The sequence below is a fragment of the Nocardia inohanensis NBRC 100128 genome (assembly GCF_001612945.1).
GTDB classification, from domain to species: domain Bacteria; phylum Actinomycetota; class Actinomycetes; order Mycobacteriales; family Mycobacteriaceae; genus Nocardia; species Nocardia inohanensis.
Genome location: NZ_BDBK01000017.1, coordinates 38,370 through 52,147, shown reverse-complemented (window position 1 = coordinate 52,147; position 13,778 = coordinate 38,370). Strand labels below are relative to the sequence as shown.

The 13,778-nt window shown below is 67.6% G+C and carries 16 protein-coding genes; 4 read left to right on the top strand and 12 right to left on the bottom strand.

The genetic code is table 11. From position 1 onward, the window contains the following. Window positions 1-99: 99 nt before the first annotated feature. The 8 genes from NI1_RS30955 to NI1_RS30920 all read right to left on the bottom strand — a co-directional run bounded on the left by NI1_RS30955 (window position 100) and on the right by NI1_RS30920 (window position 7,848). Window positions 100-1,176: an MlaD family protein gene (locus NI1_RS30955; protein ID WP_067829086.1), complete on the bottom strand. Its 1,077-nt coding sequence runs from the start codon at window positions 1,174-1,176 to the stop codon at window positions 100-102. After that, window positions 1,176-2,189 carry an MlaD family protein gene (locus NI1_RS30950; RefSeq protein ID WP_067828025.1) on the bottom strand — a complete coding sequence of 338 codons (1,014 nt, stop codon included), beginning with the start codon at window positions 2,187-2,189 and terminating at the stop codon, window positions 1,176-1,178. The genes NI1_RS30955 and NI1_RS30950 overlap by 1 nt, the downstream gene beginning before the upstream one ends. Beyond that, window positions 2,186-3,184, bottom strand: a complete 999-nt coding sequence (locus NI1_RS30945) for an MlaD family protein (RefSeq protein ID WP_067828022.1) — start codon at window positions 3,182-3,184, stop codon at window positions 2,186-2,188. The genes NI1_RS30950 and NI1_RS30945 overlap by 4 nt, the downstream gene beginning before the upstream one ends. Continuing rightward, entirely contained in the window at window positions 3,181-4,209 is a 1,029-nt protein-coding gene (locus tag NI1_RS30940; protein ID WP_067828019.1) for an MlaD family protein, read from the bottom strand. Before NI1_RS30940 ends, NI1_RS30945 begins: the two co-directional genes overlap by 4 nt. A gap of 4 nt (window positions 4,210-4,213) precedes the next feature. After that, window positions 4,214-5,077, bottom strand: a complete 864-nt coding sequence (locus NI1_RS30935; RefSeq protein ID WP_067828016.1) for an ABC transporter permease — start codon at window positions 5,075-5,077, stop codon at window positions 4,214-4,216. Then, the gene (locus NI1_RS30930; protein WP_067828013.1) at window positions 5,077-5,949 is read right to left on the bottom strand and encodes an ABC transporter permease; all 873 of its coding nucleotides are present in this window, start codon (window positions 5,947-5,949) and stop codon (window positions 5,077-5,079) included. The genes NI1_RS30935 and NI1_RS30930 overlap by 1 nt, the downstream gene beginning before the upstream one ends. 297 nt (window positions 5,950-6,246) lie before the next feature. After that, entirely contained in the window at window positions 6,247-7,329 is a 1,083-nt protein-coding gene (locus tag NI1_RS30925) for a calcium:cation antiporter (RefSeq protein WP_218026855.1), read from the bottom strand. Between the two features lie 75 nt (window positions 7,330-7,404). Continuing rightward, window positions 7,405-7,848: a MarR family winged helix-turn-helix transcriptional regulator gene (locus NI1_RS30920; protein WP_067828008.1), complete on the bottom strand. Its 444-nt coding sequence runs from the start codon at window positions 7,846-7,848 to the stop codon at window positions 7,405-7,407. A gap of 97 nt (window positions 7,849-7,945) precedes the next feature. Here NI1_RS30920 and NI1_RS30915 point away from each other — a divergent pair, with 97 nt between their 5' ends. Together NI1_RS30915 and NI1_RS30910 are read left to right on the top strand one after the other, a co-directional pair. After that, window positions 7,946-8,398 (top strand): SgcJ/EcaC family oxidoreductase, encoded by a 453-nt coding sequence (locus NI1_RS30915; RefSeq protein WP_067828006.1) that lies wholly within the window; start codon window positions 7,946-7,948, stop codon window positions 8,396-8,398. Between the two features lie 79 nt (window positions 8,399-8,477). Next, on the top strand, window positions 8,478-9,224 hold the full coding sequence (locus NI1_RS30910) for a VIT1/CCC1 transporter family protein (RefSeq protein ID WP_067828001.1): 747 nt from the start codon (window positions 8,478-8,480) through the stop codon (window positions 9,222-9,224). On the opposite strand, the gene NI1_RS30905 is transcribed toward NI1_RS30910, so the two are convergent. From NI1_RS30905 to NI1_RS30890, 4 genes are all read right to left on the bottom strand, one after another. After that, window positions 9,185-9,847, bottom strand: coding sequence for a hypothetical protein (locus NI1_RS30905; protein WP_067827998.1), 663 nt, complete (start codon window positions 9,845-9,847; stop codon window positions 9,185-9,187). The two genes, NI1_RS30910 and NI1_RS30905, sit on opposite strands and share 40 nt — an antisense overlap. Window positions 9,848-9,880: 33 nt before the next feature. Continuing rightward, a complete protein-coding gene (locus NI1_RS30900) occupies window positions 9,881-10,381 on the bottom strand; it encodes a hypothetical protein (protein WP_067827995.1) in 501 nt (166 codons plus the stop codon). A 209-nt stretch (window positions 10,382-10,590) separates the two neighbouring features. After that, complete coding sequence (locus NI1_RS30895; protein ID WP_067827992.1) at window positions 10,591-11,610, bottom strand: zinc-dependent alcohol dehydrogenase family protein; 1,020 nt, start codon at window positions 11,608-11,610, stop codon at window positions 10,591-10,593. A gap of 30 nt (window positions 11,611-11,640) precedes the next feature. After that, window positions 11,641-12,084 (bottom strand): hypothetical protein, encoded by a 444-nt coding sequence (locus NI1_RS30890; RefSeq protein ID WP_067827989.1) that lies wholly within the window; start codon window positions 12,082-12,084, stop codon window positions 11,641-11,643. A 129-nt stretch (window positions 12,085-12,213) separates the two neighbouring features. Between NI1_RS30890 and NI1_RS30885 the strand changes: the two genes are divergently transcribed. Both NI1_RS30885 and NI1_RS30880 read left to right on the top strand, forming a co-directional pair. Continuing rightward, a complete protein-coding gene (locus NI1_RS30885; protein ID WP_067827986.1) occupies window positions 12,214-13,011 on the top strand; it encodes a helix-turn-helix domain-containing protein in 798 nt (265 codons plus the stop codon). 77 nt (window positions 13,012-13,088) lie between these two features. Further along, complete coding sequence (locus tag NI1_RS30880) at window positions 13,089-13,751, top strand: PadR family transcriptional regulator (RefSeq protein WP_067829083.1); 663 nt, start codon at window positions 13,089-13,091, stop codon at window positions 13,749-13,751. The last annotated feature ends 27 nt before the right edge of the window (window positions 13,752-13,778 follow it).

Below are 13,778 nucleotides of genomic sequence, written 5' to 3'. Positions count from 1 at the left end.
GCTTTTGGCCGGAATCCACACGCCCACTTCGGATCCCGGCTAAAAGCATGCCGGGATGACGGAGGGAGACCATCGCGGGAAACCGGAGGGTGATGGTTCTCATCGCGCACCTGCCATTCCGACCACCAGCGGGACCAGTGGGATATCGATGTCCGAAGGCTTGGCGCAGCGGCCCGGCTGCAAGGCGTTGAGCGCCGCGCAGGTCTGCTCGGATTGCTCCTGGGACAGGGCGACTCGTGGGGAGCCGTAGGTGATGCCGGAGCCCATCATGTGCTCGGCGGCGCTGGTCAGCACCGGGAGCTTCTGCATGATCTCGGACATGGAGCCGACATTGGCGCGCAGCAGGCGCATCAACGGCAGGGTGTCGCTCAGGGCACGCATGATCGGATCACCGGCGATGGTCACCAGGTCGTTGAGCATGGGCAGTGCCTGACCCAGCCGATCGATCAATTCCGCACCGGGGCCGATCAATTCGGTGCTGGCGTTGTTCAGAGCGGGAGCCAGTCGGAGCAGCATGGAGCGCAGGTCGCCCCAGTGTGCTTCGACCTTCTGGCCGACCGAGGCGAAGGCATCGAAAATGCCTGCCAGATGGCCGATGTCGGCGTCCGGGGCGGACAGCGACGAACCGAGCTTCTTGACGATGGCGTTGATCTCCGGCCCGGCGCCGGCGGTCGCCGAATCCAACGCTCCCAGACCACGTTCCAGCGCGTCCGGGGCCGAGGCCGCCTGCAATTGCGAGGAGAGATCGGCCAGCGCGGTCAGCGTCTCGGTGATGCTCTTGGGCGTCAGCGTCTTGGTGATGCACTCGCCGGGATTCCAGCGCGCGGGGTTCTTACCGCTGAACAGCACCGCCAGATTCCGGTCCGCCACAATGGAATCCGCGACCGTGGTGGCGGCGGCATCGGCATAGATCGGGTACTTCGCATCCACCTCGAACTCGACCGCGACCTTCGCGCCCTCGGATTCGATGGATGTCACCGAACCCACCGGGATGCCGCGCATGGTGACCTTGTTGCCCACGTACAGGCCAACGGCGTCGGGCATGAGCGCGCAGTACGCCTGGGTCTTCTTCATCGGATCGAAGTAGATGAAGTAGCCGACCACCGCCAGCACCACCACCAGGACCGCACCGGCGACCGACATGAACGCCTGCGAGCCGAGCATTCGCTTGAGCATCAGCACTCCTTCCCGGGCGCCGGGATGCAGATCGGCGGCAGCGGAACCGTCTGCGCCGACTGGTCGACGGTGACGCCGCCCTCGGGAATCACCAGCTCGGACAGCTTGGTTTGCAGGCTGTGCGCGGCGGTGAGGGTGGGCGCGAACTTCTCACCCAGCTGCTCGAGCTGTTCGATGGCCGCGTTCAGCTTCGGCTTCAGCGATTCGTCCCAGGTGGGCGCGGCGCCGGCCAGTCGCCCGACCACGTCGCTGAGCAGCCGCAGCGCCTCGGCCATTTCGGTGTGCTTGGCCTCCAGCACGGTGACCAGCAGGTTGGCGCTGTCCATCAGGCGGCCCAGATCGGATTTCGCGCCGTCGTACATGCGCACGTACTCGTCCGCCACCGCGACGGCATTGGAGACCTGGGAGCGCTGGCGGTCGAGCGCGTCCACATAGTTGGAGACGGTCGTCAGCGTGGTGCGCAGGCTGTCCGGGGCGTTCTGCAAGGAATCGCCGAGCGCGGCCAGATTGCGATTGAGGCTGTTGCCGTCCAGCTTGGCCAGCGGGGTCGCCGCGTCCTGGAAGGTCTGCGACAGGCTGTAGGGCAGCCGGACGCGATCGGCCGGAATCGCCTTGTCCCCCAAGGCTTGTGAACCGGCCGGGAACACCGCGACGTAGTGGCCGCCGACGATGGTCAGCATGCGGATGTCGAGGGAGGTCTGGTCACCCATGAAGACGTCGGAGTCCACGGTGAACTTCATGATCACCTTGTCCGGTTTCAGCTCCAGGGATTTCACCTCGCCGACGGAGATGCCCGCCACCCGCACGTCGTCGCCGGCCTTCACCGACTGCGCCTCGGAGAGTTCCGCGGTGTAGGTGTGCTTACCGAGCGGCAGCACATACAGCGCACCGGCGGCCAGCAGCGCCACCGTCAGCAGCACCGCGCCGATAATGCCGCGCCGCAGTTCCCGTTTCGCCCGGGTGGGCTCGTCGATGACCCGATCGTCGCCGAAGCGCAAGCGGGGCAGTCTCATCCGTTGCACAGTGTCACCTGCTGTCCGCCGATCAACACCTTGAGCATGCCGGGCAGTTCGGCATTCCCCTTGCTGCACACCGGTTTCCAGCCGGTCGGGCCGGACGGCAGCGAGGCGTCCGCGGCCGCGAGCACGGCGGGCAGGCGGCCGAGCAGCTCCACCGCCTGCTTGCCATCGGGGAAGATCTGGCGGATCAGGCTGTCCACATCCTGACCGCTGTTGATGCCGATGGTGCGCAGCAGCGCGTCGATGGGCCGCAGCACCGACGGCGCGGTCGCCGCGAACTGCGCCAGGCCGCCGATGTTCTGCTGCAATGCCTCGAAGATATTGCTGAGCTGGGCCAGCAGCGGCACCAGGTAGTGCACGCGGCCGCTCAGCCGATCCGACAGATCCGACATATTGCGGATCAGCGTGCCGATCACCTGCTGCCGGTTGTCCACATGCGCGGCCAGCTTGCCGATGGCGTCCATGGCCGGGCCGACGCCATTGCCATCACCCTCGATCACAGCGACCATGCTGGCGCTGAATTGGTTGATGGCCTCCGGAGAGATGGTCTGCAACACCGGCTTCAGGCCGTTGAACAGGCTGGTCACATCGAAGGACGGCACGGTGCGATCGGTGCCGATGCGTGCGCCCGACGCGATGGCCTTGCCCGGCTGCGGCTGCTGTTGCAGATCGATATAGCGCTGCCCGGTCAGGTTCTGATAGCGAATCGCCAGCTTGGAGTTGTCGTAGACGGGTGCGTCGGTCTTGACGGTCAAGCTGACCTTGGCCTGATTCCCCTCCAGCGCGATGCCCTTGACCTTGCCGACCTGCACGCCGTACATGCGCACGTCGTCGCCGACCTTCAAGCCGTTGGCATCGGTGAAAAGGGCGTCGTGCGAGTTGGTTTCACCCGATACCGGCCGCTGGATGGCGGTCAGCACCAGCATGAGCACCACCACGATCACGCCCGCGAACAACGCCAGCCGCCAGGCCGCGCCTTTCACGCTCATCGCATACCTCCCAGCAGTGGCGCGATGACCGCGGGCACGCTCTTCAGTTCGACCTCCACATTGAGCACCGGTCCCTGTCCGTTGTCCGGCATGGCCGCGCGCAAACGCTCCAGCAGCGTGCGCAATTCGGCCGAGGACTGCTGCGGGGCGGGCACCATCTGGGCGAGCGCGGTCAGCAGCGGCACCAAGGCATCGGTGGTCCCCGACAGCTGAGTTCCGGCCGTGCCCAAAGTCTTCGCCAGGATCGGCAACAGCTGCCCGGTCACGATGGCCACGCCCTGGTCGTATTCGGCGCGATTCTGTTGCAGCCGTTGCATACTGCGGATCAGGTCGATCACCTGCACGGTCGCGCCCGCGAACCGGCCGCCGCCGTCGAAGGCCGGGCCGAGCTCACCCATCAGCTGGGAGAGCGGCATCTTCTGGTTGTCGGCGATGGTGCGCTGCGCGGTGATCAGCGCCTGCGCCAGCGGCGTCAGCGCCTGGGTGTCGGCGGCGGCCTGCGCGATGACCGAGGCCATCTGCGGGGTCAGCACCGAGCCGCCCATCTGCGACATGCTGCGCAGAATCGATCCCATGGTGGCGTCGTACACGTCGGCCGCCTTGCGCCCGGTCAGGTCGATGACCGTTCCCGAGCGCAGCGGCGAACCGCCCGGCCCCTTACGCAATTCGACCTCGCTGATGCCGAACAGGTTGGCGGGCGCGTAATCCACCAGCAGGCTGTCGTCCAGCCCGAACATGCGGGAATCATCCAGGCGCAGCGAAATCCGCTGGGTGCCTTGCTGATCCGGATCGATGGCGGTGACCTTGCCGACCACCACGCCATTGGCCCGCACCTCGGTGCCGACCAGCACGCCGTCGCCGATCTGCTCGGTCCGCAGTGAAATGGGCAGGCCCGGTTCGGTTTTCTGCGACCGGTACGCCGTCCACACCGCGGTCACGACCAGGACGATCGCCAGCGCGACCGCCCCGACCGTCATCGCCTGCTTGCGGTTGACGGCCACACCCGGCATTCCGTAGTTCGCCATTCCCCTACCCCGTGAACGTGATCGCCGAGTTGAAGCCCCACAGCGCCAGCGAGAGCACCATGTCCATGGCGATGATCGCCACCGACGAGGCGCGCACCGCTTTACCGGAGGCGATACCCACACCCTCCGGACCGCCGGTGGCGAAAAAGCCGTAGTAGCAGTGGATCAGGATGACGACCACCGCGAAGATGGCCACCTTCACCACGGCTGCGATCACATCGAAGCCGGAGACGAATTGGAAGAAGTAGTGGTCGTACACACCGGCCGCCGACCCGTGCACCAGCGTGATCAGCCCGCGGCAGGCCGCATAGGACAGGATCAGCGCGATCAGGAAGGTCGGGATGATAGCGACCGCACCGGCCAGCACGCGGGTGGTGACCACGAACGGCACCGAGCGCAGGCCCAGCGATTCGATGGCGTCGATCTCCTCGGAGATGCGCATGGAACCGATCTCGGCGGTCATTCGGCAGCCCGCCTGCGCGGCGAAACCGATGGCCGCGGCGATCGGCGCGAGCTCACGCGTGGTGGCGTACGCCGACACCAGCCCGGTGACCGGGCCCATACCCAGCATGTCCAGCGTCGCGAAGGATTCCACCGCCACCGACGCACCCATGACCAGGCCGAGCACGATCATCATCGGCACGGTGCCGCCGCCCACGATGATGGACCCGCGGCCCCAGGTCATATTGGTGATAGCGCGCATGGTCTCGTCGCGATAGCGCTTGAGCGTCAACGGAATCGACGACAGCACCTGCCAGACGAAAGCCAGCGTGAAGCCCAGGTTCTCGACCCGGCGCAGGATCAAGCCGCGGCGGCGATAGGCGCGAGCGGCCCAGCCCAAACCCTTGGGCACATAGGTAGCCGACATCAGGCCAGCCTCGTGGGCAGGAACATGGTGGTGATCTGGGTGGCGACCAGATTGACGGTCACGATCGACACCACCGACAGCACGACGGCGGCGTTCACGGCATCGGCGACACCCCGCGGTCCGCCCTTCGCCTCGAGCCCGCGCTGACAGGCGATCACCACCACCAGGAAGCCGAAGATGACCGCCTTCAGCAGCGACACCCAGACATCGGCGGTGGTGGTGAAGGAACCGAAAGTGGCCCAATAGGAACCGGGCGTGACGCCCTGACCGCCGATGGCGACCAGATAGCCCGCGAGCACGCCGACGAAGATGATCAGCACGTTCAGCAGCGGGGCCACGAAGATCATGGCGACCATGCGCGGGATGACCAAGCGGTGAATCGGGCTGATGCCCATGGTGTTCAGCGCGTCGATCTCCTCGCGAATGGTGCGCGCACCCAGATCTGCGGCCAGTGCCGCCGCGCCCGCGCCGCCCAGCAGGAAGCCGGTGGCCAGGGGCGCGCCCTGCTTGATGACGCCCAGGCCGCCGGTCGCGCCGAGCAGCGAATCCGCGCCCAGGGTGTGAATGAGGTTGCCGACCTGCACCGAGACGATGACGCCGAACGGGATCGCCATCAGGATGGCCGGAATCGCGGTGACCGTGATCAGCCGCCACGCCTGGAGGACGGCCTCTTTCCACTGGAACTGCCCGCGTGCGAGATCGGAGAACGTGCCCGCCACCGATTCCTGTGCGATACCGGCGGCACGCCCGAAGGTGCGCAGCGAGGCCACCACGGTGCCGGAGAAGTTGTCGCGCACGATGCGGACAGCACTCTCTTGTTTGGTGACGAGCTTCAAAATTTCTTCTCCGTGATCGGCAACACTGCCTGCCATCAAAGCTAATGGTTACGCCGAGTTACAACAAATCCGCTCCAGGTGTGACACAGACCTCTCCGCAACTGTCCGGTACACCGGGAAACAGGGCTGGCCATGGCCTATATCACCAGCTTGACCAGGCAATCTGTAACGTGTTATCAGAGTGGATCGGCATGGCTATGACTTCTCGCACCGGGTCCGCGAACCTCCAGCCGAGGGCATTCAACGGGGTGAGCCATACCTGACGGCCCTCGAGAGTGAACTGTCAGCTATTCAACCGATTGCGCCGAATCCAGCGCTGGAACGCCCAGCGCGCTAAGGACTTACCGCCAGGAACAGGAAGCCCGAGAACAGCACCAGGTGCACACAGCCCTGCAACAGGGTGGCGCGGCCCGGCACCACGGTGAGCGCGCCGACCACGACGGTCAAGGCCAGCAAGACCATTTGGGTCGCGCCGAGGCCGAGCATGAGCGGGCCCTCGATGAAGATCGAAGCCAGCGCGATCGCCGGAATGGTCAGGCCGATGCTCGCCATCGCCGATCCCAGCGCCAGATTCAGGCTGATCTGCACCCGGCCGCCGCGCGCGGCCCGCACCGCCGCGATGGTCTCCGGCAACAGCACCAGCAATGCGATCACCACACCGACCGCGGAGGCCGGCAAACCCGCTGCGGCGATACCGGATTCGATGGACGGCGACACCGTCTTGGCCAGCCCGACCACGCCGATCAAGGCCACCAGCAGCAGACCGAGGCTGAGCAACGCCTGCTTCTTGGTCGGCATGTGCCCGAGTTCGTCGTCGTCGCCGGTCTCCTCCACCGGCATGAAGTCGTCGGGGTGACGGACGGTCTGCACCATGACGAACACGCCGTAGAGCACCAGGGACGCGACGGCGGCGAAGGCCAATTGCGCACCGGAGAAGACCGGGCCGGGCTCGGTGGTGGTGAAGGTCGGCAGCACCAGGCTCAGCGTGGCCAGGGTCGCGACCGTCGCGAGCGCGCCGCCGGTGCCCTCGGCATTGAAGACGGCCACCCGGCGGCGCACCGCACCGACCAGCAGCGACAGACCGAAAATGCCGTTGCAGGTGATCATGACGGCAGCGAAGACGGTATCGCGGGCGTAGGAGGCGGCCTTGTCACCGCTGGAGAGCATGAGCGTGACGATCAGTCCGACCTCGATGATGGTCACCGCGACGGCCAGAATGAGCGAGCCGAAGGGTTCGCCGACCCGATGCGCCACCACTTCGGCGTGACTGACCGCCGACAGCACCGCGCCGATCAGGGCCACACCGATCAGGGCGGCGGCGACGGGGCCGGGTTCGCGCCCCCAGGAAACGGCCAGCACAACCGCGGCCAGGAGCGGTACGACGACAGACCAGTAGCGCGAGAGAAGACCGACCATGATCTTCATCGTTCCAGCAAATCGGTCGCACCCACACCGAAACGAGAGCCATCCCTCCCCGCGCGCCGCGCCGCATCATTCGATGGCGCGGGCCGCCTGCTCGAAAGCGACTGCGGCGCGGCCGAAGTAGTCGAAGAGCAATTCCCGCTGTTCAGGGGTATAACCGGCGATGATCTCGCCGATGGCCCGGCGCGCCGGAGCCAACACCTCATCCAGCTCGGCGGAGTGCCCGGCCGGTTCCACGATCACCTTGCGGCGATCCCCCGGATCGGGGGCGCGGCGCACATAACCGGCCTGCTCCAGACGATCGATGAGCCGGGTGGTCGGTCCGGTCGTCAGCCCAGCGCGGGTGCCGAGCTCGCCCGGGGTCATGGCCCCGCACAGCTCCAGGATGTTGAGCGCGTACAGATCCGTCGCACCCAATCCGACCGCTCGCGCGCCCGCCTGGGCGTGCAGCACCACAGCACTCAGATAGCGGCGGAAGACCTCGTGCGGATTTCCCGCGGCAGGCGTTGACAAGGCTCGCTCCAGTCTCGTAATCTCTTCCTCAACGAAGATACTTCTCCAAAGAAGAAACATCTCCAACGCAGAAGACTAGCAAAAAAGGAACACCGCCATGCACACCACCGACGCCGACACCACCGCCATTCGCGCCCTGATCGAGCGCAGCCAGGACGCCTGGAACCGCGGTGACGGCACCGCCTACGGGGCCTGCTTCACCAGCGACGCCACCGATGTCACCTATGTCGGGACCCTCTACCGCGGCGGGGACGAGATCGGCGGCGCGCACCAGGCGCTGTTCGACAGCTTCCTCAAAGGCACCCGGCTGACCGTCGAGATTCTGGAGATCCGTCGCTACGGCCGGGATACCGCGATCGTGGTCACCCGCGGCGAATCCTCGAAGGGCAACCCGAAGAAGCTCGGAAAACTGGCCACCTACACCGTGATTCGCGATACCGACGACCAGTGGCGCATCGCGGCCGTGCAGAAGACCCGGCACAAGCCGATCATGGAGGCGATCTCCTTCAAGTTCCAGCCCGCCTCCCGCCCGGCCGCGATCTCGTCCTGACGGCGCACGACCGCCGGGTATCGGAAGTACCGGATCTGTGGTGCCGGATACCGGGACGCGGCTGGCATAGGCTGCTGGGGTGGACGAGACGAAAGACGGCGGCTCGGAACCGGAGACCGCGCTACCCCATCCGCACGAACCGCACGACGAGAGTCTGGCCGCGCGGCTGAACTGGTTGCGGGCGGGCGTGCTGGGCGCCAATGACGGGATCGTGTCCACGGCCGGGCTGGTGGTCGGGGTGGCCGCGGTGACCACCGAGACCTCGTCGATCCTCACGGCGGGTATCGCGGGGCTCACGGCCGGTGCCATCTCGATGGCGGCCGGAGAGTACGTCTCGGTCAGCACGCAGCGCGATACCGAGCGGGCGCTGCTGTCCAAGGAGCGGCGGGAGCTGGCCGAGGAACCGGAGTTCGAACTCGCCGAGCTCACCCAGATCTACCGCGACAAGGGGCTTTCCGATGCGACCGCCCGGCAGGTCGCGGAGGAGCTCACCGCCCACGACGCCTTCGCCGCGCATGCGGAGGCCGAATTGAAGCTCGACCCGAACGATCTCACCAACCCGTGGCACGCGGCGATCTCCTCCGCCGGCTCCTTCACTCTCGGCGCCCTGCTCCCCCTGCTGGCGATCCTGTTGCCGCCGGTGCCGTGGCGGATCCCCGTCACCTTCGTCGCCGTGCTGGTGGCATTGGCCCTAACCGGTTCGGTCAGTTCACGACTCGGCGGCAGCGACCCCCGACGCGCGGTGCTGCGCGTGGTGATCGGCGGCGCGCTCGCCATGGCCGTCACCTACGGAATCGGCCAGCTGGCAGACGTTTCCGGGATCTGAGCCACCGACTGCGGCACGCACACCCAGCGGGCGACGGGCAGCAGATCCCAATGCGCGGCAGGGCTGTTCGTGAGACAAGGCGCGCCGAGACGGGGCTGTTCGGCGGCGGGTATCGGGTCGGTGCAGACCCAACCGCCGTTGGGGAGGGTTACCGGAAGCAGCAGGGCGGCTTGCGTACAGCCCGGGCCGCCGACCGGGACGGCGGCGTTCACCGGAGCGATCACCGGCAGTAGTACGGCGAGCCGCTGCGCCCCGATCACCACCGGCCGCTCGACGGGATGGGGTACGGCCGGCGTCGGCGCCGGGATCGGTGGCGGACTCGTCGGGACGGGGGCCGCGCCCACCGGTCCGTTGGGCGAGCGCGGAACGACCGCACCGGTCGGCACACTGGCCGGATCCGCCGCCCCTGCCGGTAGCCGGGAAGCCGGAACCCGTTGTTCGTCAATGGATTCCGAACCTGCGGGTGGGCTCGCGGGCCGCCCCTCGTCACCGGAGGCGGTGAGCAGCATGCCGCCGCCGACGGCCAGCACCATGAGGCCGGAGACCAGCACCACCACGCCCAGGCTGCGCGGATCGATATCGCCGGTGCCGGAAGGCCGTTCGGGTTCGACGCTACCGAGCATCGTTGTGCTCCTTCGGATTCCGGGCCGTGCCGGTCAAGGGGCCGGGGGCGGAGGGGGCGGAGGTGGAATCAGGAACGGAATCAGGGGCGCGAGGATATCCGGGATGGGCGCCGGCGGCGGCGCGGCCGGTGCCGGTGCCGGGGCCTGGGGTGCGGGTTCGGGCGCGGCCGGCGCCGGGGCGATATCGACCGGCTGGGATGGCGGGGTGTAAGCGGGCGCGGGGGCCTGCACCGGTTCGGCAGGCGCGGGCGGCGGCGGGGCGGCCGGGGGCGGCGGGGGCGCGGCATTGACCGGCTGGGTCGCCGAGCTGGATCGGGCCGTGGTGGGGGTGACGGGGGTGACCTCGGCGGTTTCGCCGGCCGGGCGGTGGAAACCGGCCTTCAGGGTGCCACCGATCAGGGTGACCACCAGGGCCATCGACAGTACGAGCAGGACTACGAGCACGCGCGGCGACATTTCACCCGGCGCCGTGACACCGGGAGTGTCGCCGGTCGTACCCGCGGCGGGCTTCTCCCGCACCGCACCGAGTGCCAACGCGAACCCCTTCAGCTCGAAGCGCGTACCGACGCCGATCAGAAAAGCTCGTTCTTCACGGACGGTACACAGGTTTGCCGAGATGCAGAACGGACTACACGGTACGGAATTGTTCCAGCTCAGTATCTATAGATAACGATTGCCGAAAGATCGCTGATGGGCTGCGCAAACCCGGAACCGACGAGCGCGGGGTGCGGTGCCGATGAGCCTCACGGGATCGTGATGACGACCTTGCCGAAGGGGTCGCCCTCGACGAAGTGGCGGTAGGCGTCCGCGGCGCGGTCGAAGGGGAAGACACTGTCGATCACCGGGCGCATACCGTGCGCGGCGATGGTGGCGTTCATGGCCTCGTAGTCGCGGCGGCTGCCGACCGCGACGCGCCGGATGGAGAGGTATTTGCCGCCGAACACGTCGGTCTGCGGGGCGTCGGCGGGGGCCGGGAACGCGCCGATCAGCGTGACCCGGGCGTCATAGGCCGCTGCCGCAACGGATTTCGGGAGGGTGAGCGGGCCGACCGCGTCCACCACATGATCCGCGCCGAGGCCGTCGGTCAGCTCCTGTACCGCATGCTCCCAGTCCGGCGTCGTCGCCCGGTCCACCACTTCGTCGGCCCCGAGCTTGCGCAGCCGATCGGCCTTGTCGGTGGTCGAGGTGATCGAGATGACCCGTGCGCCCAGCATTTTCGCGTGCTGGACGGCGAAGAGCCCGACCACGCCGGTGCCGACGGTCAGCACGGTGTCGCCCGGCCCGGCCGGGATCGGCTTGGCCACGCCGGACCACGCCACCAGGCCGGCGCAGGTGAGGGCGGCGGCCTCCTCGTCGGTGAGGTGCGCGGGCACGTGCACCACCGACTTCTCCTCCAGCACAATGTATTCGGCCAGCCAGCCGTCCTGGTTCGCGCCGTACTGCCGGGCGGCGAGAGCCAGGGTCTGCGGGCCGTCCACCCAGCCGACGAAGTAGGTGCCGGCCACCCGGTCACCGAGGGCGGCGCGCGTCACCCCGTCGCCCAGGGCGATCACCTCGCCGACGCCGTCGACCAGCGGCACGATGTCCGCCGTCAACGGCAGCGGGTAGGTGCCTTCCAGCAGCATGATGTCGCGGCGGTTCAGCGAGGTGGCCCGCACCCGGACCACCACCTGGTGCGGTCCGGGCGCCGGAACCGGCTGTGCCCGGCGGCTCAGCCCGTCGAGTCCGCGCAGCGATTCCGCATGGTAGGCAAAGGCATTCATGATTCGTTCTCCTGAAACTGGAAGCTGGTATTACGCGGGGCCGATGTACTGGTGATCGCTGCGGATGCGGCCGTCCTCGTCCAGGACGAGCACGTCGTAGCCCGCGCCGCCTTCGGAACCGTCGGCGGTGGCGACCATCGCCCAGCCGAGCCCGACCAGGTTCTCGGCCAGCCGCGTCGCGTGCCCCCGGGCCTGGAAGACGTATTCACCTGGTGCGATGAACATTTCGTAGGCGCGGGTGACCCGGGCGTCGAGGGCGTCGTGCCCGCGCACCTCCAGGTAGGGCACCGGGAAGTTCAGCGCGGCCGCCGCGTCGCGGATCTCCTGCGGCGGGTCGGTCAGCACCTGGGTGCCGCCGGCCGCCCACAGTTCGGCGATCCGCTTGCGGCGGGCCTGCGGGTCGGCCTCGTTCCACAGCGCCACGTACTGCTCGGTGAGGTTGATCAGGGCTTTTTCATCCAGTCGGTTGCTCATGCCGAGAAGTTTGTCCGCCGAACGGAGGCTGTGCGATTCCCCGCAGGGAATGATCGGCCGGACGCGAGCGTCTTCCCTCATACCCTCCGGGGAATCGCGGAGCGGCGGGCGGACCCGGAGAGTGGAGGCATGACGACCATGGCGGTAGTGGAGGCGACCCCGTTCGCGCAGCAGTTGCGGCATTGGCGCGGGCTGCGGCGAATCAGCCAGCTGGACTTGGCGATTCAGGCCGAGACCAGCCAGCGGTATCTGAGTTTCCTGGAGCAGGGGCGATCGCATCCGGGCCGGACCATGGTGGTGCGGCTGGCGGAATCGCTCGGGTTGTCCCTGCGTGAGCGCAACAGCCTGCTGCTGGCGGCCGGATACGCGCCCGCGTTTCCCGAATCCACCTTGGACGCACCGGAACTCGGTGCGGTACGGCACGCGCTGGAGACCATCCTGCAAGGGCATCTCCCCTATCCCGCCGTGGTCACCCGCCCGTTCGGCGTGCTGGTCGCCGCCAATCCCGCCTTCGAGCTGCTCACCGACGGCTGCGCGCCGGAGCTGCTGGAATCCCCGGTCAATGTGCTGCGCCTGGCCCTGCACCCGGACGGCTTGGCGCGGCGGGTGCTGAACCTGCCGGAATGGGGCCGCCACATCGTCGACAGCCTGCGCAATCGGGCCGCGCGCAGCCCGGATCCGCTGCTGAGCGAGTTCATCGTGGAGTTGGAGGGATATCTGCCGCCGGTGGATCCGGGCCCGAATCATGTGGGATTCGCTGTGCCCCTGCGGCTTCGGAGCGAGGAGGGCGAGCTGCGTCTGATCACCACGCTCACCTCCTTCGCCACCGCCACCGATATCACCCTCTCGGAACTGCATCTGGAAGCGTTCCTGCCCGCCGACCAGGCGACAGCCGACATCCTCCGGGCGCGGTTCGCCGACGCCTGACGCTCCACCTCGAACGAATACTTGTCGCCGAATACTCGTAGACGTATATTTGTCTACGAGTATTGGAGGTGTTCGAGATGGCTCGCAAACGCAAGGTCGGCAACCTCATGGGCCTGGCCGTGCTCTCCACCCTGGGCGTGCAACCCGGGCATCGCTACGAGATCGCCAGTCGTTTGCGGCAGTGGGGCAAGGACACCGATATGGGTGTCAAATGGGGCTCGCTGTACACCGTCGTGGAGAACCTCACCAAGCACGGGTTCCTGGAGGTCGCCGGCAGCGAACGCGACGGCGCACGGCCCGAGCGCACCATCTATCGCATCACCGAGGCCGGGCGCGCCGAACTCTCCGACTGGACCCGCGAACTCATCGCCGAACCGGTCCCCGAGCAGCGCCCCTTCCGAGCCGGCCTGTCGGTGCTGTCGGTGCTGCCGCCCGAAGAGGTCGCCGAACTGCTCACCGCGCGAATCGGCAAGCTCGAGACCGCCATTGCCGCGCACCGGGCCCAATCAGCCGCGCTGGCAGGCACATTGCCGCGCCTGTTCACCATCGAAGACGATTACGAGCTGGCCCTGCTGGAGGCCGAACTGCGCTGGTCCACCGCACTGCGGGCGGAACTGCGGGACGGCACCTTCCCCGACCTCGAGGCCTGGCGCGCGTTCCACCGCGACGGCGTCATGCCCGCGGAGTTCGCCGCACTACTGGAAGGGGGCGAGCCGGAGCAGTCGGCCCGGCAGGACTGATCCACCGAAGCTGAAATCCGACGAGAA

Excerpts from the sequence above, each read along its gene's own strand:
- NI1_RS30955 (WP_067829086.1), bottom strand. The coding sequence starts at position 1,176 with ATGCTCAAGCGAATGCTCGGCTCGCAGGCGTTCATGTCGGTCGCCGGT.
- NI1_RS30950 (WP_067828025.1), bottom strand. The coding sequence starts at position 2,189 with ATGAGACTGCCCCGCTTGCGCTTCGGCGACGATCGGGTCATCGACGAG.
- NI1_RS30945 (WP_067828022.1), bottom strand. The coding sequence starts at position 3,184 with ATGAGCGTGAAAGGCGCGGCCTGGCGGCTGGCGTTGTTCGCGGGCGTG.
- NI1_RS30940 (WP_067828019.1), bottom strand. The coding sequence starts at position 4,209 with ATGGCGAACTACGGAATGCCGGGTGTGGCCGTCAACCGCAAGCAGGCG.
- NI1_RS30935 (WP_067828016.1), bottom strand. The coding sequence starts at position 5,077 with ATGTCGGCTACCTATGTGCCCAAGGGTTTGGGCTGGGCCGCTCGCGCC.
- NI1_RS30930 (WP_067828013.1), bottom strand. The coding sequence starts at position 5,949 with ATGGCAGGCAGTGTTGCCGATCACGGAGAAGAAATTTTGAAGCTCGTC.
- NI1_RS30925 (WP_218026855.1), bottom strand. The coding sequence starts at position 7,329 with ATGGTCGGTCTTCTCTCGCGCTACTGGTCTGTCGTCGTACCGCTCCTG.
- NI1_RS30915 (WP_067828006.1), top strand. The coding sequence starts at position 7,946 with ATGCACACCACCGACGCCGACACCACCGCCATTCGCGCCCTGATCGAG.
- NI1_RS30905 (WP_067827998.1), bottom strand. The coding sequence starts at position 9,847 with ATGCTCGGTAGCGTCGAACCCGAACGGCCTTCCGGCACCGGCGATATC.
- NI1_RS30895 (WP_067827992.1), bottom strand. The coding sequence starts at position 11,610 with ATGAATGCCTTTGCCTACCATGCGGAATCGCTGCGCGGACTCGACGGG.
- NI1_RS30890 (WP_067827989.1), bottom strand. The coding sequence starts at position 12,084 with ATGAGCAACCGACTGGATGAAAAAGCCCTGATCAACCTCACCGAGCAG.
- NI1_RS30885 (WP_067827986.1), top strand. The coding sequence starts at position 12,214 with ATGACGACCATGGCGGTAGTGGAGGCGACCCCGTTCGCGCAGCAGTTG.
- NI1_RS30880 (WP_067829083.1), top strand. The coding sequence starts at position 13,089 with ATGGCTCGCAAACGCAAGGTCGGCAACCTCATGGGCCTGGCCGTGCTC.